The 24,138-nt window shown below is 62.7% G+C and carries 23 protein-coding genes and 1 tRNA gene; 13 read left to right on the top strand and 11 right to left on the bottom strand.

The features are described 5' to 3' along the window. Nucleotides 1–157 precede the first annotated feature (157 nt). The 5 genes from ACTJLB_RS00635 (at nt 158) to nagE (ending at nt 7,583) form a co-directional block, all read left to right on the top strand. On the top strand, nt 158–892 hold the full coding sequence (locus ACTJLB_RS00635) for a GntR family transcriptional regulator (protein WP_020067018.1): 735 nt from the start codon (nt 158–160) through the stop codon (nt 890–892). Between the two features lie 112 nt (nt 893–1,004). Then, on the top strand, nt 1,005–2,108 hold the full coding sequence (gene nagA / locus ACTJLB_RS00630; RefSeq protein WP_440782119.1) for an N-acetylglucosamine-6-phosphate deacetylase: 1,104 nt from the start codon (nt 1,005–1,007) through the stop codon (nt 2,106–2,108). Further along, nucleotides 2,101–3,108: an SIS domain-containing protein gene (locus ACTJLB_RS00625; RefSeq protein ID WP_088173184.1), complete on the top strand. Its 1,008-nt coding sequence runs from the start codon at nt 2,101–2,103 to the stop codon at nt 3,106–3,108. The genes nagA and ACTJLB_RS00625 overlap by 8 nt, the downstream gene beginning before the upstream one ends. 38 nt (nt 3,109–3,146) lie before the next feature. Beyond that, a complete protein-coding gene (gene ptsP, locus ACTJLB_RS00620; RefSeq protein ID WP_440782118.1) occupies nt 3,147–5,711 on the top strand; it encodes a phosphoenolpyruvate--protein phosphotransferase in 2,565 nt (854 codons plus the stop codon). A gap of 72 nt (nt 5,712–5,783) precedes the next feature. Next, the gene (gene nagE, locus ACTJLB_RS00615) at nt 5,784–7,583 is read left to right on the top strand and encodes an N-acetylglucosamine-specific PTS transporter subunit IIBC (RefSeq protein WP_440782117.1); all 1,800 of its coding nucleotides are present in this window, start codon (nt 5,784–5,786) and stop codon (nt 7,581–7,583) included. Nucleotides 7,584–7,924: 341 nt separating this feature from the next. Here the strand turns inward: nagE and rpoH are convergent, their stop codons facing one another. Beyond that, a complete protein-coding gene (rpoH, locus tag ACTJLB_RS00610) occupies nt 7,925–8,860 on the bottom strand; it encodes an RNA polymerase sigma factor RpoH (RefSeq protein WP_020067013.1) in 936 nt (311 codons plus the stop codon). 359 nt (nt 8,861–9,219) lie between these two features. Here rpoH and ACTJLB_RS00605 point away from each other — a divergent pair, with 359 nt between their 5' ends. Together ACTJLB_RS00605 and ACTJLB_RS00600 are read left to right on the top strand one after the other, a co-directional pair. Further along, nucleotides 9,220–9,783 (top strand): acyloxyacyl hydrolase, encoded by a 564-nt coding sequence (locus tag ACTJLB_RS00605; RefSeq protein ID WP_440782116.1) that lies wholly within the window; start codon nt 9,220–9,222, stop codon nt 9,781–9,783. Nucleotides 9,784–9,826: 43 nt separating this feature from the next. After that, nucleotides 9,827–10,210, top strand: coding sequence for a nuclear transport factor 2 family protein (locus ACTJLB_RS00600; protein ID WP_020067011.1), 384 nt, complete (start codon nt 9,827–9,829; stop codon nt 10,208–10,210). Nucleotides 10,211–10,213: 3 nt separating this feature from the next. On the opposite strand, the gene ybiB is transcribed toward ACTJLB_RS00600, so the two are convergent. Beyond that, nucleotides 10,214–11,188, bottom strand: coding sequence for a DNA-binding protein YbiB (gene ybiB / locus ACTJLB_RS00595; protein WP_020067010.1), 975 nt, complete (start codon nt 11,186–11,188; stop codon nt 10,214–10,216). Between the two features lie 226 nt (nt 11,189–11,414). Between ybiB and ACTJLB_RS00590 the strand changes: the two genes are divergently transcribed. Beyond that, on the top strand, nt 11,415–12,113 hold the full coding sequence (locus ACTJLB_RS00590) for a fumarylacetoacetate hydrolase family protein (protein WP_408484462.1): 699 nt from the start codon (nt 11,415–11,417) through the stop codon (nt 12,111–12,113). Between the two features lie 25 nt (nt 12,114–12,138). Continuing rightward, a complete protein-coding gene (maiA, locus tag ACTJLB_RS00585) occupies nt 12,139–12,783 on the top strand; it encodes a maleylacetoacetate isomerase (protein ID WP_020067008.1) in 645 nt (214 codons plus the stop codon). A gap of 93 nt (nt 12,784–12,876) precedes the next feature. Here maiA and ftsY read toward each other — a convergent pair whose 3' ends face one another. Further along, nucleotides 12,877–14,067, bottom strand: a complete 1,191-nt coding sequence (ftsY, locus tag ACTJLB_RS00580; protein WP_440782115.1) for a signal recognition particle-docking protein FtsY — start codon at nt 14,065–14,067, stop codon at nt 12,877–12,879. Between the two features lie 242 nt (nt 14,068–14,309). Between ftsY and rsmD the strand changes: the two genes are divergently transcribed. The 3 genes from rsmD to ACTJLB_RS00565 all read left to right on the top strand — a co-directional run bounded on the left by rsmD (nt 14,310) and on the right by ACTJLB_RS00565 (nt 15,873). Beyond that, the gene (gene rsmD, locus ACTJLB_RS00575) at nt 14,310–14,924 is read left to right on the top strand and encodes a 16S rRNA (guanine(966)-N(2))-methyltransferase RsmD (RefSeq protein WP_087754775.1); all 615 of its coding nucleotides are present in this window, start codon (nt 14,310–14,312) and stop codon (nt 14,922–14,924) included. A 112-nt stretch (nt 14,925–15,036) separates the two neighbouring features. Then, nucleotides 15,037–15,552, top strand: a complete 516-nt coding sequence (gene coaD / locus ACTJLB_RS00570; protein WP_288824630.1) for a pantetheine-phosphate adenylyltransferase — start codon at nt 15,037–15,039, stop codon at nt 15,550–15,552. 63 nt (nt 15,553–15,615) lie between these two features. After that, on the top strand, nt 15,616–15,873 hold the full coding sequence (locus tag ACTJLB_RS00565) for a YfhL family 4Fe-4S dicluster ferredoxin (RefSeq protein WP_440782114.1): 258 nt from the start codon (nt 15,616–15,618) through the stop codon (nt 15,871–15,873). A gap of 66 nt (nt 15,874–15,939) precedes the next feature. Here ACTJLB_RS00565 and hisC read toward each other — a convergent pair whose 3' ends face one another. The 8 genes from hisC to ACTJLB_RS00525 all read right to left on the bottom strand — a co-directional run bounded on the left by hisC (nt 15,940) and on the right by ACTJLB_RS00525 (nt 23,216). Next, nucleotides 15,940–17,019, bottom strand: a complete 1,080-nt coding sequence (hisC, locus tag ACTJLB_RS00560) for a histidinol-phosphate transaminase (protein WP_440782113.1) — start codon at nt 17,017–17,019, stop codon at nt 15,940–15,942. Between the two features lie 115 nt (nt 17,020–17,134). Next, nucleotides 17,135–17,737: an aminoacyl-tRNA hydrolase gene (pth, locus tag ACTJLB_RS00555; protein ID WP_440782112.1), complete on the bottom strand. Its 603-nt coding sequence runs from the start codon at nt 17,735–17,737 to the stop codon at nt 17,135–17,137. 149 nt (nt 17,738–17,886) lie between these two features. Continuing rightward, a complete protein-coding gene (locus ACTJLB_RS00550; protein ID WP_020066979.1) occupies nt 17,887–18,504 on the bottom strand; it encodes a 50S ribosomal protein L25/general stress protein Ctc in 618 nt (205 codons plus the stop codon). Nucleotides 18,505–18,667: 163 nt separating this feature from the next. Further along, nucleotides 18,668–19,624 (bottom strand): ribose-phosphate pyrophosphokinase, encoded by a 957-nt coding sequence (locus ACTJLB_RS00545; RefSeq protein WP_006048037.1) that lies wholly within the window; start codon nt 19,622–19,624, stop codon nt 18,668–18,670. A gap of 47 nt (nt 19,625–19,671) precedes the next feature. Beyond that, nucleotides 19,672–19,748, bottom strand: a tRNA-Gln gene (locus ACTJLB_RS00540). A gap of 52 nt (nt 19,749–19,800) precedes the next feature. After that, a complete protein-coding gene (gene ispE, locus ACTJLB_RS00535) occupies nt 19,801–20,682 on the bottom strand; it encodes a 4-(cytidine 5'-diphospho)-2-C-methyl-D-erythritol kinase (protein WP_440782111.1) in 882 nt (293 codons plus the stop codon). A gap of 60 nt (nt 20,683–20,742) precedes the next feature. Beyond that, complete coding sequence (gene lolB / locus ACTJLB_RS00530) at nt 20,743–21,375, bottom strand: lipoprotein insertase outer membrane protein LolB (RefSeq protein WP_020066976.1); 633 nt, start codon at nt 21,373–21,375, stop codon at nt 20,743–20,745. Continuing rightward, the gene (locus tag ACTJLB_RS00525) at nt 21,375–23,216 is read right to left on the bottom strand and encodes a tetratricopeptide repeat protein (RefSeq protein ID WP_020066975.1); all 1,842 of its coding nucleotides are present in this window, start codon (nt 23,214–23,216) and stop codon (nt 21,375–21,377) included. Before ACTJLB_RS00525 ends, lolB begins: the two co-directional genes overlap by 1 nt. A gap of 87 nt (nt 23,217–23,303) precedes the next feature. Between ACTJLB_RS00525 and mutM the strand changes: the two genes are divergently transcribed. Further along, entirely contained in the window at nt 23,304–24,134 is an 831-nt protein-coding gene (gene mutM, locus ACTJLB_RS00520; RefSeq protein WP_087754768.1) for a bifunctional DNA-formamidopyrimidine glycosylase/DNA-(apurinic or apyrimidinic site) lyase, read from the top strand. Nucleotides 24,135–24,138: the final 4 nt, after the last annotated feature.

Raw genomic sequence — 24,138 nt, 5'->3', positions numbered from 1 at the left:
TGCGGACCATGTTCATCGGCCGCTCTGGCTTGATGGACAAGGCTTTGCGCCCGGTCATACCGACATAGAACCAGTTCGTTGACTGGTATTATGTTGGTTATATAATGGGCTCTCCTTTTTTGCAGGTCGATCCTTCCGCCACTGCCGCCGGAGCGCCATGGAAACTCGCTGGTCCGCACTCATGCCTGACGCTCGCAACGTCACGCCGCTGTATTTGCAGCTCGCGCGCAATCTGGCGACCGCGATCCATTGCGGGGTGTGGTCGGCAGGTGAAGCGTTGCCTTCGGAGCGGACGCTCTCGGACGCAATCGGCGTGTCGCGCATTACCGCGCGCAAGGCAATCGAACTGCTGGTCGAGCAAGGGCTTATCCGGCGCGCCCGGGGCGCGGGCAGCTTCATCACACCACGCGTCGAAGATCCGCTGTCGCGGCTCACCGGCTTCACCAAGAAGATGCAGCAGCGTGGCTTCCGTCCGGACTCGGTTTGGCTCGAGCGCGATATCCGCGCTGCCAATCGGGAAGAGCTGGTGCGCCTCGGTTTGTCGCCCGGCGCGGCAGTGGCGAGCCTGCGCCGGCTGCGCCGCGCGGACGGCATCGTGATGGCGGTCGAGCACTCGGCGCTTCCGGTCGCGATCGTTCCCGATCCGCAGGCAATCGGCGTTTCGCTTTACAGCTATCTGGAGCAACGCGGCGCAGCGGTTGTGCGCGCGTTGCAGCACTTTCGCGCGGTCAACGCTTCGAGCGAGATCGCTTCCCTCATGGATATCGAACCGCGCTCGGCGCTGCTGGTCATTACCCGTATCGGGTATAGCGCCGACCAGCGCGCAATCGAATTGACCGACACCTATTGCCGCGACGACTACTACGACTTCGTCGCTGAATTGCGGACCTGAGCGCCGCATCCAGGTGGGGCACACGGCCGCGTAAGCCGCGCGCCCGCGCCCCGCACCGCGCGCTCAGGCGCGATTGAGCCACACCCCGTATCACGCCTTGCAAGAGAGACTCATGCTGACCGGAAACATACTCACCACCGACGGGTGGATTCACGGCACGCTCGAATTCGAAAACGGCCGCATCACGGCGGTTACCGGCGAGCGCGTCGATCCCGCGACGAACGACGCGCCGTACATCCTGCCTGGCTTTATCGACCTGCACGTGCACGGCGGCGGCGGCGCCGACGTCATGGAAGCCGGCAACGCGATCGAAACCATCACACGCACCCATGCGCGCTACGGCACGACGAGTCTGCTGGCTACCACCATGACCGCGCCGCGCGACGAACTGATGAGCGTGGTCGCCGGTCTCGGCGACGTCGCGCGCGTGCGCACACCAGGCTGCTCGCGGGTGCTCGGCGTGCATCTGGAAGGGCCTTACATCAACCCTGGCAAGCTGGGCGCGCAGCCCGATGCGGCCGTCTCCGCCGTGATGGACGAAGTGCTCAAGTATCTGTCCATCGCGCCGATCCGCGTAGTCACGCTGGCGCCTGAAATTGCCGGCCATATGGACATCATCTCGGAGATGGCGGCGCGCGGCGTGCGCGTGCAGCTCGGCCATTCGCTCGGCACTTACGACGACGCCGTTGCCGCGCTCAAACATGGCGCGTGCGGCTTTACGCATCTCTTCAATGCGATGTCGCCGCTGCATCACCGCAATCCTGGCCTCGTCGGCGCGGCGCTCGCGCATGCTGAATTCGCCGAAATCATTCCCGACCTGCTGCACGTGCATCCGGGCGCGATCCGCGCCGCACTGCGCGCGATTCCGCGTCTGTACGTGGTCACGGACAGCACGTCGGCGACCGGCATGCCCGACGGCGAGTACCGCCTGGGCAGCCAACACGTAACGAAGTGTCTCGGCGGCGTGCGTCTCGCCGACGGCACGCTCGCCGGCAGCACCCTGACCATGGATCAGGCGCTGCGCAATCTGGCGTCGATCGGTCTGCCGATCGCCGATGTATCAAACCGTTTGTCGCGCTACGCCGCCGACTACCTCGGCATCGAAGACCGCGGCCGCATCGCGCGCGGTGCATGGGCCGACGTCGTCGTGTTCGATCGTGAACTGGCGTTGAGCGCGACATACGTCGAAGGAGAAGCAATTGTCGAATATGCTTAAAGAGGCGTTGGCGTCCGCAGAAACGGTCGCCGCGCAACTCACGGACACCTCGCGCGTCGAGGCCCTGGCCGCCCGGCTCGCGCAGCAACCCCGCCATGTCGCGTTGACGGTCGCGCGCGGCAGTTCCGACCATGCGGCGAGTTACTTCGCAAGCCTGACGATGAGCCGCCTCGGCGTGCCGGTCGCGTCGCTGCCCATGTCGGTCGCGACGCTCCAACAGGCGCCGCTACAGGTTCGCGATCAGCTTGCACTGGCGTTCTCGCAGTCGGGCAAAAGTCCTGACCTGGTCGGCACGATGCAGGCGTTGCGCGAGGCGGGCGCGTTGACCGTTGCCGCAGTCAACGCACCGGCTTCACCGCTCGCCGACGCGTGCGAGTGGCATCTGCCGCTCGTCGCCGGTCCTGAACTGAGCGTTGCCGCCACCAAGAGCTACATCGCGATGCTCTCGATTTCCGCGCAACTGGTTGCGCATTGGCAGCGCGATCCGGACTTGCTGGCTGCGTTGAACACGCTGCCCGACGCATTGCAGACCGCCGGCAAGCTCGACTGGTCGAAAGCCGTCGACGAACTGCGCGGCATCGAACGCATGATCGTGATCGGCCGCGGTCTCGGCCTTGCCATCGCGCAGGAAGCCGCGTTGAAGCTGAAGGAAACCTCCGGCATTCAGGCAGAAGCGTTTTCTAGCGCGGAAGTGCGGCACGGTCCGATGGAACTGATTGACCGCGACTATCCGTTGCTGGTGTTCGCACCGCGTGGGCCGGAGCAGGCTGGTCTGCTGCAACTCGCGCGCGACATGCAGGCTCGCGGTGCTCGCGTTTTGCTTGCCGCTCCGTCCGATGTACCCGAAGCGACGCTGCCGCTCGCTACCACCGCTCACGCGGCGCTCGATCCGATCGCCGCCATTCTGTCCTTTTACGTGATGGCCGCGGGCCTTGCGGCCGCGCGCGGGCGCAATCCCGATGCGCCGCGCCATCTCAACAAAATCACCGAAACTCACTGACGAGAAATCAGATGCGACGTGTCGAGGAGTCCCGTTTAATGAGCCATTCTGAAGGCCATATTGTTTTGCTGGCGCCGATGACCGGTCCGGTCGTGCCGCTCGCGAACGTGCCCGACCCGGTGTTTTCGGGCGGCATGTTCGGCGACGGGATCGGCGTCGATCCGCTCGAGGGCCGACTCGTCGCGCCGTGCGAGGGAACCGTCACCCACCTTGCACGCACCGGCCACGCTGTGACGCTGGCCACGGCGGAGGGCGCCGAGATTCTGCTGCATATCGGTATCGACACTGTCGAGCTGAACGGCAAAGGCTTCGCGCCAATGATCGAGCAGGGCGCACACGTGCATGCCGGCGACGTGCTGATCGAGTTCGATCAGGATCAGATCGCCTTGCATGCGCCGAGCCTTGTTTCTGTCATCGCTATAGCCAACTCCGACGCGTTCGAGATCGTCGAGCGCGCGCAGGGCGGCATGCTGAAGGCGGGTGAAACGCCGCTGTTGTTGCTGCGTCCTCGCGACGGTGCGGCGGCCGACGCGTCTCGTCAGTTGAGCGCAACGAGCGTGACTGAAGAAGCGCGCGCGCAAGTCACACTGGTTCACGCGGGCGGCCTTCATGCACGGCCGGCAGCGCGTGCGCGTGAAGCGGCGCGGGGTTTCGATGCGCGTGTCGAGGTGCGTTACGAGGGGCGCAAGGCGGCAATCGAAAGCGTGGTTGGACTGCTGGGACTCGGCGCGGGTCAAGGCGCGACGGTGGAGCTACTCGGTGTGGGTCCGCAAGCCCGCGCCGCTGTAGACGCGATCGCTGACGAACTGACGCGCGAGGCGCACGGCGAAGTCGAAGAGAAGCCTGCGCGGCAGAGTTCGCCCGCGCCGCAAACCGTGACACCGGCGGCGGGCGAGACTCTCGCGCCGAACACGCTCGCCGGTGTCTGCGCGTCGCCGGGCGTGGCGATTGGCAAGCTGGTGCGCTGGGACGACGCGGACATCGATCCGCCTGAACAGGCAAGCGGCACGTCGGCTGCGGAAAGCCGTCTGCTCGACAAGGCGATTGCGACCGTCGACGCCGACCTCGGCACGACGGTGCGCGACGCGTCGCAACGCGGCGCGGTCGGTGAGGCGGGCATTTTCGCGGTGCATCGCGTGTTGCTTGAAGACCCCACGCTGCTCGACGCCGCGCGCGATCTGATCAGTCTCGGCAAGAGTGCGGGCTTTGCGTGGCGCGAAGCGATTCGCGCACAGATAGCTATCCTTACTAATATCGAAGACGCGTTGCTCGCCGAACGTGCCGCCGATCTGCGCGACATCGAGAAACGCGTGCTGCGTGCGCTCGGCTATACGAATGCCGCCGCGCGCACGCTCCCGGACGAAGCAGTGCTCGCCGCGGAAGAGTTCACGCCATCCGATTTGTCCGCACTGGATCGCTCGCGTGTCACGGCTCTCGTGATGGCGCGCGGCGGTGCGACGTCGCATGCGGCGATTCTCGCGCGGCAAGCGGGCATTCCCGCGCTGGTCGCTATGGGCGATGCGCTGTATGCGATTCCCGACGGCACGCAGGTCGTGGTGAACGCGACCACCGGTCGGCTGGAATTTGCCCCCACGGAGCTGGATGTCGAACGCGCGCGGCTCGAACGCAGCCGCCTTGCGGGTGTGCGCGAAGCGAATCGCCGTACGTCGCAGGAAGCTGCGGTCACGGCCGATGGCCGCGCGATCGAAGTCGCCGCGAACATCGCGACGCTCGACGACGCGAGAACCGCCGTGGAAAACGGCGCGGACTCGGTCGGCCTGCTGCGTACCGAACTGCTGTTCATTCACCGTGCAGCCGCGCCGACCACGGACGAGCATCGGCAGAGCTATCAAGGCATTGTCGACGCATTGAGCGGCCGCACCGCGATCATCCGCACGCTCGACGTCGGCGCGGACAAGGAAGTCGATTACCTCACGCTGCCGCCGGAGCCGAACCCCGCGCTCGGCTTGCGCGGTATTCGCCTCGCGCAGGTGCGCCCCGATCTGCTCGACGATCAGCTGCGCGGTCTGCTCTCTGTAAAGCCGTTTGGCGCCGTGCGCATTTTGTTGCCCATGGTGACCGATGTCGGCGAGCTGATTCGCATCCGCAAACGAATCGACGAATTTGCTCGCGAGCTGGGCCGCACAGAGCCGATTGAAGTCGGCGTGATGATCGAGGTGCCGTCGGCGGCGCTGCTGGCCGATCAACTGTCGCAACACGCGGACTTCCTGTCGATCGGCACGAACGACCTGACGCAATACACGCTTGCCATGGACCGCTGTCAGGCCGATCTCGCCGCACAGGCCGACGGTCTGCATCCGGCTGTGCTGCGGCTGATCGCCGCGACCGTGCAAGGCGCGAGCAAGCATGGCAAATGGGTCGGCGTATGCGGTGCGCTAGCGGGCGATCCGCTTGCGATGCCGCTGCTTGTCGGCCTCGGCGTAACCGAGCTTTCGGTGGACCCGGTTTCGGTGCCGGGCATCAAGGCGCGGGTGCGCAACCTCGATTATCAACTGTGCCGTCAACGCGCCCAGGATGCGCTGGCGCTCGAATCGGCGCAGGCGGTAAGAGCAGTAAGCCGCGAAACGTGGCCGTTGGACTGAACCCCGCACGGTTCGCAACGCTACATAACTCAACGACGTTCGTCGACAACGAGACAAGGATTGGAGGTATCAATGGATGGGAATCCGTTTTTGAAGATTCAGCGCCTGGGACGCGCGCTGATGCTGCCTATCGCGGTGCTGCCGGTTGCCGGCCTGCTGCTGCGCCTCGGCCAGCCCGATGTGTTCAACATCAAGATGATCGCCGACGCCGGCGGCGCGATCTTCGACAACCTGCCGCTGCTGTTTGCAATCGGCGTGGCGGTCGGCTTCGCGAAGGACAACAACGGCGTCGCCGGTCTCGCGGGCGCGATCGGTTATCTGATCGAAGTCGCGGTGATGAAGGACATCAACGACAAGCTCAATATGGGCGTGTTGTCGGGGATCGTGGCGGGTGTCGTGGCCGGCTTGCTGTACAACCGCTACAAGGACATCAAGCTGCCGGACTACCTGGCGTTCTTCGGAGGGAAACGCTTCGTGCCGATTGTCACGGGCGTGGTCTGTCTCGCGCTCGGCATTCTGTTCGGCTATGTATGGCAACCGGTGCAGAGCGTGATCGATACAGCCGGCCATTGGCTGACCACGGCGGGCGCGCTCGGCGCATTCGTGTTCGGCGTGCTGAACCGGCTGCTGCTCGTGACGGGTTTGCATCACATCCTGAATTCGCTGACGTGGTTCGTGTTCGGCACCTTCACGCCGCCGGGCGGCGCCGCCGTGACGGGCGACCTGCATCGCTTCTTCGCCGGCGATCCGACTGCCGGAACGTTCATGACGGGCTTTTTCCCGGTCATGATGTTCGGCTTGCCGGCCGCATGTCTCGCCATGTTCCATGAAGCGCCGAAAGAGCGCCGCGCGATCGTGGGCGGTCTGCTGTTTTCGATGGCGCTTACGTCGTTTCTGACGGGCGTCACGGAGCCGATCGAGTTCAGCTTCATGTTTCTCGCGCCGGTGCTGTACGTGATCCATGCGCTGTTGACGGGTCTTGCCCTCGCGATCTGTTCGGCGCTCGGTATTCACCTCGGCTTCACGTTCTCCGCGGGCGCGATCGACTACGTGCTGAACTACGGTCTTTCGACCAAGGGCTGGCTGGCCATTCCGGTCGGCATCGTGTATGCGGTGGTGTACTACGGCCTGTTCCGCTTCTTCATCCGCAAGTTCAACATGGCGACGCCGGGCCGTGAACCCGCCGCTGCCGACGAACAAGTCGATTCGTTCGCGGCCGGCGGTTTCGTTTCGCCCGTGGCAGGCGCTGCCGTCCCGCGCGCGCAGCGTTATATCGCGGCGCTCGGCGGCGCGGCGAATCTCTCGGTGGTGGATGCGTGCACGACGCGTCTGCGTCTGTCCGTGGTCGACTCCGGCAAGGTGTCGGAGAACGAACTGAAGACCATCGGCGCGCGCGGCGTGCTCAAGCGCGGCGCGACGAACGTACAGGTCATTATCGGACCGGAAGCGGACATCATCGCTGATGAAATTCGGACTGCGATGGAGCGGGGCGGCAACGATGCCGGTGTGGTGAAGCCGGCTGCCTCCGCTGCTGCGCCGGCTGCGGTTTCGACTTCGGCTGCACCTTCGGCGACGGTGGGTGGTGCTTCGGCTGCCGCAAATGGTCCGCTCGATCCCGATCCATTGCGCTGGCTCGCGGTGTTTGGCGGCGCCGGCAACGTGAAGTCGCTCGACGCCGTGGCGGCGACGCGTCTGCGTATCGTCGTTCAGGATCCGTCGGCGGTGGATCGTCAGCGTCTCGCGACGCTCGACACAGCGTGGGTTGCGGCGGATACGTTCCATATCGTCGTCGGCGATGCGGCGCGGCGTTACGCGGAAGCACTGGCAACGCGCATGCCGGCCAGCGGCGGCGCGGCACCTTTGCCTGCGTGACCGACAGGCGTGGCGGCGAAGCGCTCAAGGCGCTTCATGCCACGCGATGCGGCGATGCGGTTAGCGCGGGTCCACCGAGCGCCCGACCAGCAGCGCAATAAGAAAGCGGCACCTCGATCCGAGGTGCCGCTTTGCGTTTACCGGCGCCATGCCGGACAAACTACTCGTTAGCGTGCGGTACGCCGACCCTTCTCCCGTAGCCGGCGCGCGTGCCCATTTGCCGCAGCCCGGGAACGGCGCATAAAAAAAGCCCCGCCGTCTTGCGAGGCAGGGCTTCGGACTTCAGCGCTTCTTTTCGGGCTAACCGGCTTACACCACGCCGCTCTGTCCGTTGACGAGCGTTACGCGTATTCGGTCAGCGCACCGCGCATCTTCTTCATTGCGCTCGCTTCGATCTGACGAATACGCTCAGCCGATACGCCGAACTCGTCGGCCAGTTCGTGCAGCGTCGAGCCGCCCGAACCGTCGTCTTCCACTTTCAGCCACCGAGCTTCGATGATGCGGCGGCTGCGGGCGTCGAGTGCCTCCAGTGCCGTCGCGATACCGTCGCTTTGCAGCTTGTCGCGTTGACGCGAGGCCAGTACCGCGGTCGGCTCGCTGTGCGAGTCGGCGAGATACGCGATCGGCGCATACGACTCTTCGCCGTCTTCAACCTGGCCTTCCAGCGCGATGTCGCCGCCGGAGAGGCGCGTTTCCATCTCGGCTACTTCTTCGCGCTTGACGTTCAACTCTTTGGCGAGACCTTCGATCTCGTCCGGCGTGAAAGCGCCCAAGCCTTGTTTATGGCTGCGCAGGTTGAAGAACAGCTTGCGCTGCGCCTTCGTTGTGGCGACCTTCACCATGCGCCAGTTGCGCAAGATGTATTCGTGGATCTCGGCCTTGATCCAATGCATGGCGTACGACACGAGACGTACGTTCTGCTCCGGATCGAAGCGCTTCACGGCCTTCATCAGGCCGATGTTGCCTTCCTGGATCAGGTCGGCGTGCGGCAGCCCATAGCCCAGATAGTTGCGCGCGATCGAGACGACCAGCCGCAGGTGCGACAGCACGAGGCGGCGTGCAGCCTCGAGGTTGTCGTGCTCGCGGAATTCTGTGGCGAACTGGCGTTCTTCTGCCGGCGTCAGCATCGGAATCCGATTTACGGCCTGGATGTAGGCGTCGATGTTGCCCAGTTGACCGGGCAGCAGGGAGGAATGCGAGAGCGCCAGCGCACCTGCCGGAGCGGCCTTAGCCGACGACGGGCTCAGAGTACTCGGAAGGGTCAATGCATGGCTCACGTTTAAAACTCCTTTGGAATCAGGCAAAAGCTTGTTCAGGTAACGACTCCAGCGTTGGATGTTAGCACTCTCGATTTCCGAGTGCTAATACTTAGAGCCCATAGGGGCATCCAAGTTCCGTTGTTTCCTATTGAATTTCGACTTTCAATAGCCATCATACTCGCCTTCGGCGGCCAGCGCTGGTGCCGTAGAAATTACCTAACAAACACCATTCACTCTCACTTTCGACCGATTTTTGCGCTTTATGATGTATGTAATTGCGAAAATTTAAGTTTCTTAACAGGATCCACCGCCTTCAGATTGTCTTTAGAATACGCAAACTGTTACAGAATGTTCAACTTGCTGAGCTTGGGTATCAGATGGACAACAAAAAGAATGTCTTCCGTGGTCTGGCTCTAAATGCTACGTGCGCGGCTCTGCTGCTCACTCTTTCCGGCGTTGCCGCCGCCGATCAGTTCGGAGTCCAGGTCACCGGAGCTCTGGGGGATCATCATGTCAAGAAACTGGACCTCGGGCTCGTGTGGGACCCGAATCTCACGTGGTGGCAGATCGGCGACTGGCATTTCGCGCTGATCGGCGAGGCCCATGTTGCCTGGTGGCACACGAACGAAGGCAATGTGCATGAGAACATCGGCGAGATCGGTGTGACGCCTATCATTCGCTTCATTAAAGGATCCGGATCGATCCGGCCTTTCGTCGAAGCGGGCGCGGGTGTGCGCTTGTTGTCGAGCCCGAGAATTTCTTCCACTTTCACACTGTCCACTGCGTTCCAGTTCGCCGATATGGCGGGTGTGGGCATGCAGTTCGGCGCCCATCAGCAGTACCAGGCGGGCTACCGCTTCCAGCATGTTTCGAATGGCGGTATCAAAGAGCCGAATCCTGGTATAAATTTCCACCAGCTATACCTGCAATATAACTTCTGACGACCGTGGCCGCGTCTGGCTCACCGGTGCAAGGGGCTGAGCAATGGCGGCAAAGACAATCGAGGCGATCCGCGGGCTGGAACGCGAACGCTTCCGCGCGATGGTCGACGGCGACGGTCAATCGCTCGACGCGCTGCTCGCAGAGAACGTGAGCTACGTGCACACGAACGGCAAGCGCGAGACGAAGCGGCAGTTCATCGACGGCATTACCGCCGGGCGCCGCCGCTATCGGCAAATTGAAGTGCAGTCGCAAGATGTGCTGCCGGTCGGCCGCGAAACCTGCGTCGTGACCGGTCGCGCGCTGATCGAGATGGAAGCGAATAGCGGCGCACTGCTTTTTCCCATCGCCTACACGGCAATCCACACGCAGGAAGACGGCCAGTGGCGCCTCATTGCATGGCAGGCGACGCGTTGCGCGATTGAGTGAGCTTCAGTGCGCGGGCGTTCTAGCGACGTCGGCAATCAACTCGACTTGCCTCTCTATCGCGCTTGGCACCGGTGCCTCGCCGCGCAGCACTGCGCCGATCCATGCCGCTGTCGTCGCGGCATCGCGCGCTTCGGGCAACTCGACCTCAGGTGCGTCGCGCGACGAGCGTTCATGCGGCACTCGCGTTTCGCAGATCCCGTCGTGCAGCCAGTCCACCTGCACCTGACGCCGGGTGTCGGCGACCGCTTCGCCCTCCGTGCCGCGCGCGAGCAAAGCGCCGCCGGCCGCCGCGTCGGGATGGCTGCTAAATAGCTGCGTGAGGCTGTCCCGATACGGCGGATGCGTGTAGTTCACGAGACGCAGCCCGGCGGGCGCGAACGGCTGCAGAATCTTGACGAGCGTATGCGTCGAATTGCGCACGCCCATGCGCCGGCGCAGCCCGAGCAGACGTGCAAGCTTTGGCGCGAGCACGTCGATCGGCGCAAACGCGAGACGGCGCTCTGCGAGGCCGTCTTCAATGTCGTCGTGCGAGGTCGCGTGCGGTATCCGCAGATGCGTGAAAATTTCGGCGCTCGTCACGCGACCGGGATCGTCGGTGATGCCGTGCACGAGGACCGGCACCCCTTCACGCGCCAGCAACAGCGCAAGCAGCGGCACGAGGTTCGGCTGTTTGCGCGCGCCGTTATAGCTGGGGATCGACACGGGCCGGAACTCGCCGGGACGCAGATGAACCGGCTCGAACGACGCATGGGCGCCCGCCAGCATCGCCGCGAGTTCGTCGGCGGTTTCACCTTTCACACGATAAGCGAGCAGCACCGCGCCCAGTTCCAGTTCACCGACGCGGCCGTCGAGCATAGCGGTGTAGAGCGCGCGCGTATCGTCGGCGGTGAGCGCGCGGGCTCCGTTCGGCCCGCGGCCGATTTCCTTGATGAAGCGGGCACAGGGGAACGGGTTGGCGGTATCGGCGGAGTCTGTCATGAGCGCAATTGACGTGCTGGCGTGCCGCCGTCGGGACGGTACGCCACGGTATTCAAGGGACGTTATCTGGTGTGAGTATCGCATCTATAGCCGTCCGGCGAGGCGCGCGCACTGACGCACCGCTCTCCGGAACCCTTGCCTGACTTGCGCGCGTCGCCTTCTACCGCGCGTTACACTCGCTGTTTTATCGCCGCACTGCGGCTCATATCGAAGAACGGAGAACCGGATGAGTTACGTATTTGCACCGGCGCCGGTGGTCGCAGTGCCGGTTGTCGGGTCCAGCGAGCAGTTCCCTGTGCGTCGCATTTATTGCGTCGGCCGCAATTACGAGGCGCATGCCCGCGAGATGGGTCATGATCCCGACCGCGAGCCGCCGTTTTTCTTCAGCAAGCCGGCAGATGCCGTCCTGTATGTACCGCCGGGCGAAACCGGCGAGTTTCCGTATCCGACGCTATCTAAGAACGTCCACTTCGAAATGGAGCTCGTCGCGGCGATCGGTAAAGGCGGCAAAAATATCTCTGCGGACAGCGCGCTGGATCACGTCTACGGCTACGCGCTCGGTCTCGACATGACGCGCCGCGACCTGCAGGCCGAGGCGAAGAAGCTGGGTCGTCCGTGGGACACCGCGAAAGGTTTCGATCAATCCGCGCCGCTCGGCCCGATTCATCCGGTGTCGAGCGTCGGCCACATCGGGAAGGGCGCGATCTGGCTGTCTGTGAACGGTGAGGAGAAGCAACGCTCGGACGTGTCACAGCTGATCTGGTCGGTGGGCGAAACCATTGCCTACCTTTCGACTTTGTTCGAGTTGCAGCCGGGCGATCTGATTTTCACCGGCACGCCCGAAGGCGTCGGCGCGGTGGTGAAGGGCGATCTGATGAAAGGCGGCGTGGACGGACTGGGCGAATTCAGCGTGCACGTCGTCTGAAGCAGTTTTGGGAGGAGACAACGACATGAAGCTCTACAGCTATTTTCGCAGCTCGGCGTCATATCGGGTGCGGATCGCGCTCAACGTGAAGAACCTGCCGTACGAGTATGTGCCTGTGCATCTCGTGCGAGACGGTGGCGAGCAGCTAAAGCCGGAATATCGCGCGGTCAACGTGGACGGCATCGTGCCCACGTTGATCGACGGCCATGAGGTGATGCCGCAGTCGCTCGCCATCATCGAATATCTGGAGGAAACGCATCCCGAGCCGCCGCTTTTGCCGAAGGCGCCCGCCGACCGTGCATATGTGCGCTCGCTCGCGTTGCAGGTGGCGTGCGAGATTCATCCGCTCAACAATCTGCGTGTGCTGAAGTATCTGAAACACACGCTGCGCGTGGAGAATGACGCGAAAGACGCTTGGTACCGGCACTGGGTGGACACCGGCTTTGCGACGCTGGAGGCTCACCTGGCGAGCGACGGGCGCACCGGCAAGCTTTGTTTCGGCGACGAGCCGACACTCGCGGACGCGTGCCTGATCCCGCAGGTGTTCAACGCGCAGCGCTTCAACGTCGATACGTCGAAATATCCGACCATCCAGCGCATTTACGACCACGCGATGCAAATCGACGCATTCGCGCGCGCCGCGCCCGGCGTGCAGCCAGACGCCGAATGAGCCACACCGCGTTGCCGGTGTAAAAAGGGCACTCCGAAGAGTGCCCTTTTTTGTGACTTGCCGGCGAGGCGCAGATAGTGGCGTGGCTTCCGCTTACCCGCCTAGCAACGCGTCGGAGAACTCTTCAGCGCTGAAAGGCTGCAAGTCCTCCACCTTTTCGCCAACGCCGATGAAGTACACCGGGATGGGTCGCTGCCGCGCGATGGCTGCAAGAATGCCGCCCTTGGCCGTTCCGTCGAGCTTGGTGACGATCAGGCCGGTCAAGCCGAGCGCGTCGTCGAAAGCCTTGACCTGCGCAAGCGCGTTCTGCCCGGTATTGGCGTCGATCACGAGCAACACCTCGTGCGGCGCGCCGTCCTGCGCCTTGCCGATCACGCGCTTGACCTTGCGCAGCTCTTCCATCAGATGCAACTGGGTGGGTAGACGGCCGGCTGTGTCCGCCATCATCACGTCGATCTTGCGCGCCCGCGCGGCGCCGACCGCGTCGAAAATCACGGCCGCCGGATCGCCGCTTTCCTGCGACACCACGGTGACGTTGTTGCGTTGCCCCCAGATTGCCAACTGCTCGCGCGCGGCGGCGCGGAACGTGTCGCCGGCGGCAAGCAGCACCGACTGGTTGAAACTCTGCAGATGCTTGGCGAGTTTGCCGATGCTCGTCGTCTTGCCCGCGCCGTTGACGCCCGCAATCATCATGACGAGCGGCTGCGCGCGTCCGAGCATGAGCGAGCTTTCGAGCGGCTTGAGCAACTCGACGAGTAGCGTGCGCAGCGCCGTCTTGACCTGTTGCGGCTCCGTAAGACGCTCGGTGCGTACCTTCTCGCGCAGCGCTTCAAGCAGGAATTCGGTCGCGTCGACGCCCGCGTCGGACATGAGCAGCGCGGTTTCCAGCTCTTCGTAAAGATCCTCGTCGATTTTGGTGCCGACGAAAATGCCGGTGAGGCTCGAACTGGTCTTCGACAAACCGGTTTTCAGGCGAGTCAGCCACGAGCGTTTCGCGCTCGCATCCTGCAACGGCGGAGGCACGATTTCGACGGTCTCGAGCGTCGATTCCTCGAAATCGGGCTGGGGTTGCGGTTCGGGCGCGGCGGCGGGCGGCGACACGATGCTCGCCGGCACGCTGGCACTTGCGGCATTCGCGGCCGGCCCGGCTTTCGCGGGTACAGGCGGCTCGGTCGGCGCTTCTGCAGCCGGCTCGTCAAGCAGCCCCTCAGGCGCGATTTGCGATTCGTCTGGCGCGTTTTCGGACTCTTTCGAACCCTTGAATCGTTTGAAAAAGCTGAACATGATCTGGCGTGGTGAGAGCGCGCGCCGATGCGCGCGGCCGGTACAGCACCGGCGAAAGCGGCAGGCAGCGTTGCGATGCGGGATGCAAGGCGCTGGAAGCCGCACATTTTATCAGGCGCGCCGTCGCACGTTGTATAGGCCGAACGGCCAGGCTGGACGCGCCGCGCCCCTGTGGTAACGTTGGCGCTCCGGTCCGCTTGCTTCGACGCAGCGGACACTTCTGTCAACGCAATCGAAACTGCATGCCCCGTTCAGCCTCTTCCCGCGCCCATGGCGCTTCGTCTAAAGGCGGCAAGCCGCACGCCATCCGGATTATCGGCGGCGACTGGAAACGCACGCCACTGCCCGTGCTCGACCTCGACGGCTTGCGCCCCACGCCGGACCGGGTTCGCGAAACGCTGTTCAACTGGCTCGGGCAACGTCTGGACGGTCAGCGTTGCCTCGATCTCTTTGCCGGTAGCGGCGCGCTCGGCTTCGAAGCGGCGTCGCGTGGCGCCGCACGGGTACTGATGGTCGAGCGTAACTCGCGAGCGGCGAGCCAGTTGCGGGCCAACCAGGAACGACTCGGGGCGCGCATGATCGAAATTGCCGAGGCCGATGGTTTGCGTCTTGCTGCGAGTTTGCCGCCCGGTTCGTTCGACGTGGTATTCCTCGACCCGCCGTTTGGCTCGGATGTACTGGACAAAGCGCTCGGGCTCGCGGCTCCGCTCGTGAGCAGCGACGGTTTCCTGTATGTAGAAGCCGGCGTAGCGATCGAGCCCGGCGCGAACGAAGCTCTTGCCGGGTGGGAAATCGTCCGGCAGGGCAAAGCGGGCGCTGTCCACTTCCATTTGCTGCAGCGCGAAAATGAGGAATAATGCGCCTTCCATAACAAGCGCCGGACGGTTTGCCGTCACGCGTGCGGCCGGTGCCAAATGCGTCGCGTGGACGCTTTGACGTGCCCATCTGTCTGAAGAGAGGAGAAGTCTCATGGTAGTCGCCGTGTACCCGGGCACGTTCGATCCGCTAACGCGCGGTCACGAAGACCTCGTTCGGCGCGCGTCGAGCATCTTCGACACGCTGGTGGTCGGCGTCGCCGACAGCCGCAACAAGAAGCCGTTCTTTACGCTCAAGGAGCGGCTCGATATCGCTCACGAAGTGCTGGGCCATTACCCGAATGTTCAGGTCATGAGCTTCAAAGGGCTGCTCAAGGACTTCGTTCGCAGCAACAACGCGCGAGTGATCGTGCGCGGGCTGCGCGCCGTGTCCGACTTCGAGTATGAGTTCCAGATGGCGGGCATGAACCGCTATCTGTTGCCCGACGTCGAAACCATGTTCATGACGCCGTCCGATCAGTATCAGTTCATTTCGGGCACGATTGTGCGCGAGATCGCTCAGCTGGGCGGCGACGTGAGCAAGTTCGTTTTCCCGTCGGTCGAAAAATGGCTGAAGGAGAAGGTTGCGGCGTTGGACCCGGATAACGGTGCTCCGGCGGCGCAGCCGTAACCGGCGTAAACTGTCGGTTTGACGGATCAAAGCCGGCTGCGGCCGGCGCGAAGTGAGAGAAGTATGGCCCTGATGATTACCGACGAGTGCATCAATTGCGACGTATGCGAGCCCGAGTGCCCGAACGACGCGATTTCGATGGGCCCGGAAATCTACGTGATTGACCCAAAGAAGTGCACTGAGTGCGTCGGTCATTTCGACGAACCGCAGTGCATTCAGGTGTGCCCGGTCGAGTGCATTCCGCGCGATTCCGAGCACCTCGAAACGCCGGAAGGCTTGATGGCGAAATACCACGCGCTGCAGGCGGCAAAGAGCGCGTGATGTTCTTGCGGTGAAAACGTGAAGCGGCGAGGCACGGTCCTCGCCGTTTTTTTTGCGCAGATCCGCTCAGCCGATGTAAGCGCTGAATATGTCGCGCAATGCGTCGAGAAGAATGCCGCATTCGGCGTCGGTACCGACCGAAATGCGCAGGTGCTGGTCGATTCTCGGTGCGTTGAAGTGGCGCACGAAAATCTCCCTTTCACGAAGGAGAGACACGAGCATTGCCGCGTCGTAGGCTTCATGACGCGCAAACAGCAGATTAGCGGCCGACGGCACGACGTCGAAGCCTAGCGCCGTTAGTCCCGCGCTCAATCGCTCGCGGCTTGCAATTACCTTTGCGCAGGTGTCGCGAAACCACCGGTCGTCTTCGTAAGCCGCGCGGGCGGCGACTTGTGCGAGGCGGTCGAGCGGATACGAATTGAAGCTGTCTTTTACCCGATTGAGCGCGTCGATCAGCTCCGCGTTGCCAAAGGCGAAGCCGACGCGCATGCCTGCCAGCGAGCGCGACTTGGACACTGTCTGCACGACGAGCAGATTCGGATAGCGATCGATCAGTCCGATCGCCGATTCGGCGCCGAAGTCCACATAGGCCTCGTCGATTACCACAACGGAATCCGCGCTTTTCTTTACGAGGCGCTCAATATCGGCGAGCGGCAACGGACGTCCGGTGGGCGCATTCGGATTCGGAAACAGGATGCCGCCGTTCGCAATGGCGTAGTCGTCGACGTTGATCGCGAAACTGTCGTCGAGCGGAATCGTCTGGTAGTCGACCTCGAAAAGCCTCGCGTACGTGGGATAGAAGCTGTACGTGATGTCAGGGAACAGCAGAGGCTTGTCGTGCTTCAGCAAAGCCTGGAAGATGAGCGCAAGCACTTCATCTGAGCCGTTGCCCGCAAACACCTGATCCGCACGGATGTCGTGATAGGCGGCGACCGTTTCGCGCAACTTGAACGCGGTGGGGTCCGGGTAGCGGCGCAGCGACTCGCCGGCGTCGCCGAGTTCCTGACGAATCGCCTCGAGCACGCGGGGCGACGGAGGGTAGGGATTTTCGTTGGTGTTCAGCTTGACCGGATGGGCGAGCAGGGGCTGTTCGCCCGGCACATACGGCGTCAGACGGTGAACAATGTCACTCCAGTATCGGCTCAAAGCGCTCTCCTATCGTTGCAACGCGGTTGATTGGGGTGGGCGCTCCGGCCGCTCTTGCTGCTCTGGCACGAAGTCGCGCTGCTTCATCCCAACTTGCGCCGCCGAGCAACACAGCTTAAGAATTGCGATGCAGTTGCATCATTGCCCGTTCAAGCTCGCCTTTGATGATCTGCGGCATGACTGCCAACGCGCGCTCAATGGACGCGTCGATCACGTCTTGCTCTTCACGCCGCGGCGGTTTCAGCACGTAGTTCGCGACGTCGGGCTTGGCGCCCGCACGCGCAATTTCGGGAATCAGGTCGCGTGGATGCCCGATGCCGATGCGCAGCCGCCAATATTGCTGCGACGACAAATGCGCGGTGATGTCCTTCAAGCCATTATGTCCGCCGCTCCCCCCGCCGAGCTTGAGCTTGACGCTGCCGGGCGGCATGTCGAGTTCGTCGTGCGCGACGAGTATCTCGTCGGGAAGAATCTTGAAGAACTGCGCCACCGCAACGACGGACTGACCCGAGCGGTTCATATAAGTCTGCGGCTCCAGCAGATGCACTTCCTCGCCGTGGAGTCGCGCCTTCGCGTAAAAGCCATGGAAGCGCCGCTCATCGCGCAGCGTCGTGCCCGCCTCGCGCGCCAGTTGATCCACCAGCCAGAAGCCGGCGTTATGGCGCGTCGCAGTGTACTCGGCGCCCGGATTGCCGAGGCCGACGATCAGCTTGATCATGATTGAGTGGGTCCATCTGGCCCGCAAGCCAAACGCGGCCGGGCCGAAATAACCGAAAAAAAACCCGCCGGGGCGAACCTCGGCGGGTCACATCGATCGTCTCATTGAAACGGATCGAGAGGATTACTTGCTCACTGCGCGAGGCGCACTCAAGCAGCCGGCGTTTCGCCTTCACCAGCGGCGGCGTCGCTTTCGGACACTGCGCCAGCCGGGATCGTTGCAGCAGCGACCACCGGGTTTTCTGCTTCGACGTGAGCAACCAGCGATACGCCTGCCGGCAGCGGGATGTCTTTAGCGTGAACCGATTGACCAGCTTCGATCTTGGCCAGGTCGACTTCAATGAATTCAGGCAGTGCCGACGGCAGGCACTCGATTTCCAGTTCATTGACGACGTGCGAGATCACCGCGCTCGCCAGCTTCACAGCCGGGTTGCTTTCCTGGTTCATGAAGTGCAGCGGCACCTTGGTGTGCAGCTTCTTCGATGCGTCGACACGCTGGAAGTCCACGTGCAGCACGAGCTGACGGAACGGGTGATATTGCACGTCGCGCAGCAGAACCTGTTGCGACTTGCCACCAACTTCCAGATCGAGGATCGACGAGTGGAAAACTTCTTTCTTCAGCGCGTGCCACAGCGCGTTGTGGTCCAGTTCGACCAATTGCGTTTCAGCACCAGCGCCATATACGATGCCCGGGGTCTTGCCCGAGTTACGCAGGCGGCGGCTCGCACCCGTACCTTGCAAAGAACGCTCGAAAGCGACAACTTTCATTTTGAATCTCCAATGCACTGCCCGCGACCAGGCAGTAAAAACGGGGCCCGCAAGCCGTTATGGCTGAGGCCCCAGAGCTGCGGCATGAACCTTCGTTCGTTCACGCCGATTGTGCAAAAGCGCGTGTGTCGCATAGAGCGATACACCGCGCCTTCGCAAATACTTAACTTTCAGCGAACAGCGACATGACCGAATCGCCGCGGCGGATCCGCGAGAACGTTTCGGCAAGCAGTCCGGCGCTGGTCAACGAACGGATCTTCGCGCACGAGCGGGCTTCTTCACCGAGCGGAATCGTGTCCGTAACAACGAGTTCGTCGAGTGCGGATGCGGCAATGCGCTCGCCGGCGCCGCCCGACAGAACCGGGTGAGTGGCATAAGCGAAAACCTGCTTCGCGCCACGTTCCTTCAAAACCTGAGCCGCCTTGCAAAGGGTGCCGGCAGTGTCGACCATGTCGTCCATGATCACGCAGGTCCGGCCTTCCACTTCACCGATGATGTTCATCACCTCGGCAACGTTCGCCTTCGGGCGACGTTTGTCGATGATCGCGAGGTCGCAGTTCAACTGCTTCGCCAATGCCCGGGCACGCACCACGCCGCCGACGTCCGGCGAGACGACCAGCAGGTTCTCGTAGTTCTGCTTGCGCAGATCGCCGAGCAGCACAGGCGTAGCGTAGATGTTGTCGACGGGGATGTCGAAGAAGCCTTGAATCTGGTCGGCGTGCAGATCCATCGTAATGATCCGCTCGACGCCTGCGATTTCCAGCATGTTCGCCACGATTTTCGCCGAGATGGCGACGCGCGCCGAACGAGGGCGGCGATCCTGACGTGCATAACCGAAGTAGGGGATGGCTGCCGTGATCCGACCGGCCGATGCGCGCTTGAGCGCGTCGACCATGATCATCAGTTCCATCAGGTTGTCATTCGCCGGTGCGCACGTGGACTGCAGAACAAAGACGTCTTTGCCACGCACGTTTTCCTGAATCTCGACTTGGATTTCACCGTCCGAGAAACGGCTAACCATTGCTTTGCCGAGGGGAATACCGAGGATTTTGACGACTTCCTGTGCAAGCGCGGGATTTGCGTTGCCAGTAAAAACCATCAGGCCGTCATGGCTGCTCATCGTGCACCTGCTTCAGGCTGGGGGCGAGGGGAAATGCGAGAAATTATTGGCAGGGGAGAAAGGATTCGAACCTTTGCATGCCGGAATCAAAATCCGGTGCCTTAACCAGCTTGGCGACTCCCCTACACTAACTTTGAGCTCCGCCGAACGTGGAGTTTCGTTCGACGATGCAAAACTTATGACGCGAAAGCAAAGAGTGGATGTTGTTCCAGACTGGCGGCCACTGCGCTGTTCCATTCGCCTGGCAGTTTAGCTTGCACCGCTTCTGCTTCAGCTTTACTACGGAACGCTGCAAAGACACTTGCACCAGATCCGGACATCCGCGCCGGCGCGACGTTTTCAAACCATCGCAGCACTTGCGCTACTTCCGCGTACTTTCCGACGACAACCTGCTGCATGTCATTACGGCCAAAGCTCTCTGGCCATTCAGTGTTGCAGCTAAGTTCTGCAGGAAAGTCCGTAATTGTGAGGGCTTTTGAATCTCTTGTCAACGCTTTTTCGGAAAAAATCGCTGCAGTCGGAACATGAACCCTCGGCGTCACTACCAGGAAATGACGCGGCGGCAATTGTACAACGTCTAAAGCTTCGCCGACACCCTGGGCAAACGCATTTTTTCCAAAAACAAAAAATGGCACATCGGCGCCGAGCTTCAATGCCAGCGCCTGCAATTCCAGCCGCGGCACGTTCAATTTCCAAAGCTGGTTCAGCGCGAGCAGCGTGGTGGCGGCGTCCGAACTGCCGCCGCCAAGCCCTGCGCCCATAGGCAGGCGCTTTTCGATTTCGATGTCGACGCCTTCCGGCGAGCCTGTATGCGCTTTCAGAAGCGTGGCGGCGCGCACGGTGAGGTCGTGTTCGGGGGGCACGTCGGCGATTTCGGTGCTACGCGTGATGAGGCCGTCGGCGCGACGCCTGAAGTGCAGCGTGTCGCCCCAGTCGAGTAACTGGAAGACCGTTTGCAGCGTGTGATAGCCGTCCGGCCGGCGCCCGGTAATGTGCAGAAAGAGGTTGAGTTTCGCTGGCGCGAGGCAATCGCGCAGCGAGTCGGTCGTTTCGATCATGTCGAGGCTGCATGCGCCGAGGTGGCGCCGAATAAGCGGCAAGAGCGCGAGACGCGCGTTTTACTGGTCCAGTACAAGCTTGATGTCGAGCGGCGGCTCCGAGCGCGTCAGATTCACCCGCTTTACGCCAGTAGCCGGCGCTTCGGCGTAGGCAAGATAGTCGATCGTCCAGCCGTCCTGAGTGATTTCCTTGAAGCGCGACGGCTGTTCCGGGTCCCGTTCCGTTTTGGCACGCGAGGTGGGTGCGGGCGAAGGCTGCAGCCAGTAACGCAATCCCTCGACGGGAAGTGCGAAGCCGAGCGCGTTCTGCATCAACGTGGAGACGTTGTCAGCGGTGAGCGGTTGGCGGTTCGGCAATTCAAGCGTGGCCGAAGCCGGCGACGACGTGACGATCGCGAGCGTCTGCCCAAGCGGATTGCGCAATTGCAGGGTCACCGTGTCGCCCGTTTCCTGCCACGAGAAATTGCCGTACGCGTTGCGCTGCTGGCCGTTCTGATCGTTGTACTGGACGGCGAAACGGCCCTGGTAAGCACGGCTCGTTTGCGCGGTCACCGCGGTCGCCGCATTCGACGTGGACGGTCCCTGCGGCTTCACCGAGGCGCAGCCAACCAGTGTCACGACGGCCGCTGCAGCGAGACCGAGCGCCGCGCGACGCGGCGCCCATGAGAAAGAATTGAAACGGGAAATACGCATCAAAGATCGTTCACCTGAAGACGTTGTAGCGTTTTGACGAGCGTTTCGTTGTTGGGTTCGAGCTTGCGAGCTTCGCGGAAAGCGGCGCGGGCCTGATCCTGATCGCCGGCTTTCCACAGCACCTCGCCGAGGTGCGCGCCGATTTCAGCGTTCGGCTGAATGTCGTAGGCCTTGCGCAGAACCTTGATAGCGTCCGACGTGTTGCCCATGCGGTACTTGACCCAGCCGACGCTGTCCATGATGAACGCGTCGTTCGGCGCAAGCGACGACGCCTTCTCGACCAGCTTGTCCGCTTCCGCTAGACGCTGATTGCGATCGGCAAGCGAATAGCCAAGCGCGTTGTACGCCTGGGGATTGTCTGGTTGCGTCTGAATGAGCTTGCGCAACTGCGCTTCCATGACGTCGAAGTGGCCGTTCTTCTCGGCCGCCATGGCGTAGTCGTAGCTCAGATCCGGGTCGTCCGGAAATGCCGCTGTGGCTTGCTGCAGGCGCGTTTCCGCCTCAGGGTAGCGCTTCGCGTCGAACAGGATGGCTGCGTCGGTGCGTGCGACCAACGCCTGGTCGCGCGGATCGGCCGGCCGCAGATTGGCCAATTGGCGGCGCGCGTCGTCAGGCTTGCCTTGCTTCGCGAGCAACTGCGCGCGCGTGATCTGCGCGGGCATGTACTGCTGGCTCGACGGCGAAATCTTGTCGAGCCAGTCGGCGGCGGCCGCTTCGTTCTTCTGTTCGAGCGCCAACTGCGCCAGATAGATATACGCTTGCCCCGCATCCGCACCAGGCGTTTTCTCGGCTTGCTGCGCGTACTGCGTGAGATACGTCTGCGCCTCGGCGAAGTTCTTCTGCTGGATCTTGATGAGCGCGAGCGCCATGAGCGGCGTGAGGTCGTTCGCATTCGCCTTGTGCATGATCTCGAACTGCTTTTGCGCGTCGTCCAGGCGGTCGCTTGCCAGATACATTTGCGCAAGCGCGAGACGCGCGTCATGCGACTTCGGGTTTTGCTGCACGTATTTTTCGAGCGACGCGATTCCTTCCTTGCGTTCCTCGGGGCCCATTTGCGACAGCATCAACGCGGCGGGCAAATAGTCAGGCTTAAGCGCAAGCGCCTGTTCCAGCGACTTGCGAGCACCCGGCGCGTCATTGGAAACCAGTTGCTGACGTGCGACGGCCAGCTGCGCTTCCGGCCGGTTCATATCGTTCTTCAGCAGGTCCTGCAGCACATGCAGGCCGCCGATGCGATTCGGTCCGCGAGAAATCAGCAACTGGAGCGCAAGAATTGCGCTGCCGCGATTCTGCGCGGGCACCTTCTCGAGTTCGCGCGCAAGCAACGGCGCTGCGTCATCGGGCTTGCCTGACAGTACCAGCAGCGACGCGTCGAGTTGTGCGGCGCGCTCCGAGCCCGGCGCATACTGCTGCCACAATTGCGCGGCGGCCAACGCGTCCGACGGACTTTGCGCGGCCAGCGCGATTTCAGTGGCTCGCTGCGCCATGCGCGGATCGTGCGTGTCACGCGCAAGCGCGAGGTATGTCTGATAAGCAGGCGCAGGCTGATTACGCTGCAACGCGACTTCGGCGGCGAGCACCTGGAATACGATCTGGCTCGTCAGTTGCACGTTCGGCAGCGCTTTCTGTTCTTCCGCTGACGGCGGGCCGAGCGGGTCGGACAGCGTGACCGAGGTGTCGTCCGACTCCGGCGATGGGTCCTGCGCGTGCGCGGGCAGCGCGGCGAACGCCCAGAGCGCGAGCGCGGCCACACCCAGCGAGCGCCGCGCGGACACTGCGTGCGGCACGCGGGACGCGCTAGCCGGGCGCTTCGAAAACAGCTTCACGAAGGACAAGTTCATGGAAATCCGTTCAATGTTTCGGACGATTGTAACGCGCTCGCTACAATACGCGCACAACCACTCACGCAAGTTGCAGACCAGTTAGACATGCCAGAGCTGCCAGAAGTTGAGGTTACCCGACGAGGGATCGAGCCGTATGTGTCCGGCCGCAAGGTGCAGCGCGTCGATGTCCGTACGCCTGCGCTGCGGTGGCCGATTCCCGCGGACCTTGCGAAGACCTTGCGAGGGCACGTCGTGCGCAACGTCGAGCGGCGCGGCAAATATCTGCTGTTCGAAATCGACGCGGGGTGGTTCATCGTGCATCTTGGCATGACGGGCACACTGCGTGTGTTGCGTCATGTGCCGCATCCTCCGGCCGCGGCAAAGCACGACCACGTCGACTGGATTTTCGACGATTTCATTCTGCGCTTCCGCGATCCGCGACGCTTCGGCGCGGTGTTGTGGCATCCGCGTGAAGCCGGCGACGTGCTCGAGCATCCGCTGCTTGCGAGTCTTGGCGTTGAGCCGTTTTCTCCCGCATTCTCAGGCGCGCTCATGCACCGGCTCACGCGCGGGCGCAAGGTGTCAGTGAAGCAGGCTCTGCTGGCCGGCGAAATCGTGGTCGGCGTGGGGAATATCTATGCGTCCGAAAGCCTCTTTCGCGCGGGTATCCGGCCCACCATCGCGGCCGGCCGCGTCTCGCTCGTACGCTACGGGTTGTTGGCCGATGCAGTGCGCGTGACGCTGGCAGCGGCGATCGAGAAAGGCGGCAGCACGCTGCGCGATTTCGTCGGCAGCAATGGCGAAAGCGGGTACTTCCAGCTCGATTATTTCGTCTATGACCGTGCGGGGCAGCCGTGCCGCGTGTGCGGCACGCCGATCAGACAGATCGTGCAAGGTCAGCGCTCCACTTACTTTTGTCCCACCTGTCAGCGCTAATTTT

The organism is Paraburkholderia sp. 22098 (assembly GCF_052045935.1).
Taxonomy (GTDB): Bacteria; Pseudomonadota; Gammaproteobacteria; order Burkholderiales; family Burkholderiaceae; genus Paraburkholderia; species Paraburkholderia caledonica.
This window is presented reverse-complemented; position numbering and strand designations above follow the sequence as displayed.

What these genes read in the sequence shown, in the direction of transcription:
- ACTJLB_RS00635 (WP_020067018.1), top strand. Translation starts at nt 158, where the DNA reads ATGGAAACTCGCTGGTCCGCACTCATGCCTGACGCTCGCAACGTCACG.
- nagA (WP_440782119.1), top strand. Translation starts at nt 1,005, where the DNA reads ATGCTGACCGGAAACATACTCACCACCGACGGGTGGATTCACGGCACG.
- ACTJLB_RS00625 (WP_088173184.1), top strand. Translation starts at nt 2,101, where the DNA reads ATGCTTAAAGAGGCGTTGGCGTCCGCAGAAACGGTCGCCGCGCAACTC.
- ptsP (WP_440782118.1), top strand. Translation starts at nt 3,147, where the DNA reads ATGAGCCATTCTGAAGGCCATATTGTTTTGCTGGCGCCGATGACCGGT.
- nagE (WP_440782117.1), top strand. Translation starts at nt 5,784, where the DNA reads ATGGATGGGAATCCGTTTTTGAAGATTCAGCGCCTGGGACGCGCGCTG.
- ACTJLB_RS00605 (WP_440782116.1), top strand. Translation starts at nt 9,220, where the DNA reads ATGGACAACAAAAAGAATGTCTTCCGTGGTCTGGCTCTAAATGCTACG.
- ACTJLB_RS00600 (WP_020067011.1), top strand. Translation starts at nt 9,827, where the DNA reads ATGGCGGCAAAGACAATCGAGGCGATCCGCGGGCTGGAACGCGAACGC.
- ybiB (WP_020067010.1), bottom strand. Translation starts at nt 11,188, where the DNA reads ATGACAGACTCCGCCGATACCGCCAACCCGTTCCCCTGTGCCCGCTTC.
- ACTJLB_RS00590 (WP_408484462.1), top strand. Translation starts at nt 11,415, where the DNA reads ATGAGTTACGTATTTGCACCGGCGCCGGTGGTCGCAGTGCCGGTTGTC.
- maiA (WP_020067008.1), top strand. Translation starts at nt 12,139, where the DNA reads ATGAAGCTCTACAGCTATTTTCGCAGCTCGGCGTCATATCGGGTGCGG.
- ftsY (WP_440782115.1), bottom strand. Translation starts at nt 14,067, where the DNA reads ATGTTCAGCTTTTTCAAACGATTCAAGGGTTCGAAAGAGTCCGAAAAC.
- rsmD (WP_087754775.1), top strand. Translation starts at nt 14,310, where the DNA reads ATGCCCCGTTCAGCCTCTTCCCGCGCCCATGGCGCTTCGTCTAAAGGC.
- coaD (WP_288824630.1), top strand. Translation starts at nt 15,037, where the DNA reads ATGGTAGTCGCCGTGTACCCGGGCACGTTCGATCCGCTAACGCGCGGT.
- ACTJLB_RS00565 (WP_440782114.1), top strand. Translation starts at nt 15,616, where the DNA reads ATGGCCCTGATGATTACCGACGAGTGCATCAATTGCGACGTATGCGAG.
- pth (WP_440782112.1), bottom strand. Translation starts at nt 17,737, where the DNA reads ATGATCAAGCTGATCGTCGGCCTCGGCAATCCGGGCGCCGAGTACACT.
- ACTJLB_RS00550 (WP_020066979.1), bottom strand. Translation starts at nt 18,504, where the DNA reads ATGAAAGTTGTCGCTTTCGAGCGTTCTTTGCAAGGTACGGGTGCGAGC.
- ACTJLB_RS00545 (WP_006048037.1), bottom strand. Translation starts at nt 19,624, where the DNA reads ATGAGCAGCCATGACGGCCTGATGGTTTTTACTGGCAACGCAAATCCC.
- ispE (WP_440782111.1), bottom strand. Translation starts at nt 20,682, where the DNA reads ATGATCGAAACGACCGACTCGCTGCGCGATTGCCTCGCGCCAGCGAAA.
- lolB (WP_020066976.1), bottom strand. Translation starts at nt 21,375, where the DNA reads ATGCGTATTTCCCGTTTCAATTCTTTCTCATGGGCGCCGCGTCGCGCG.
- ACTJLB_RS00525 (WP_020066975.1), bottom strand. Translation starts at nt 23,216, where the DNA reads ATGAACTTGTCCTTCGTGAAGCTGTTTTCGAAGCGCCCGGCTAGCGCG.
- mutM (WP_087754768.1), top strand. Translation starts at nt 23,304, where the DNA reads ATGCCAGAGCTGCCAGAAGTTGAGGTTACCCGACGAGGGATCGAGCCG.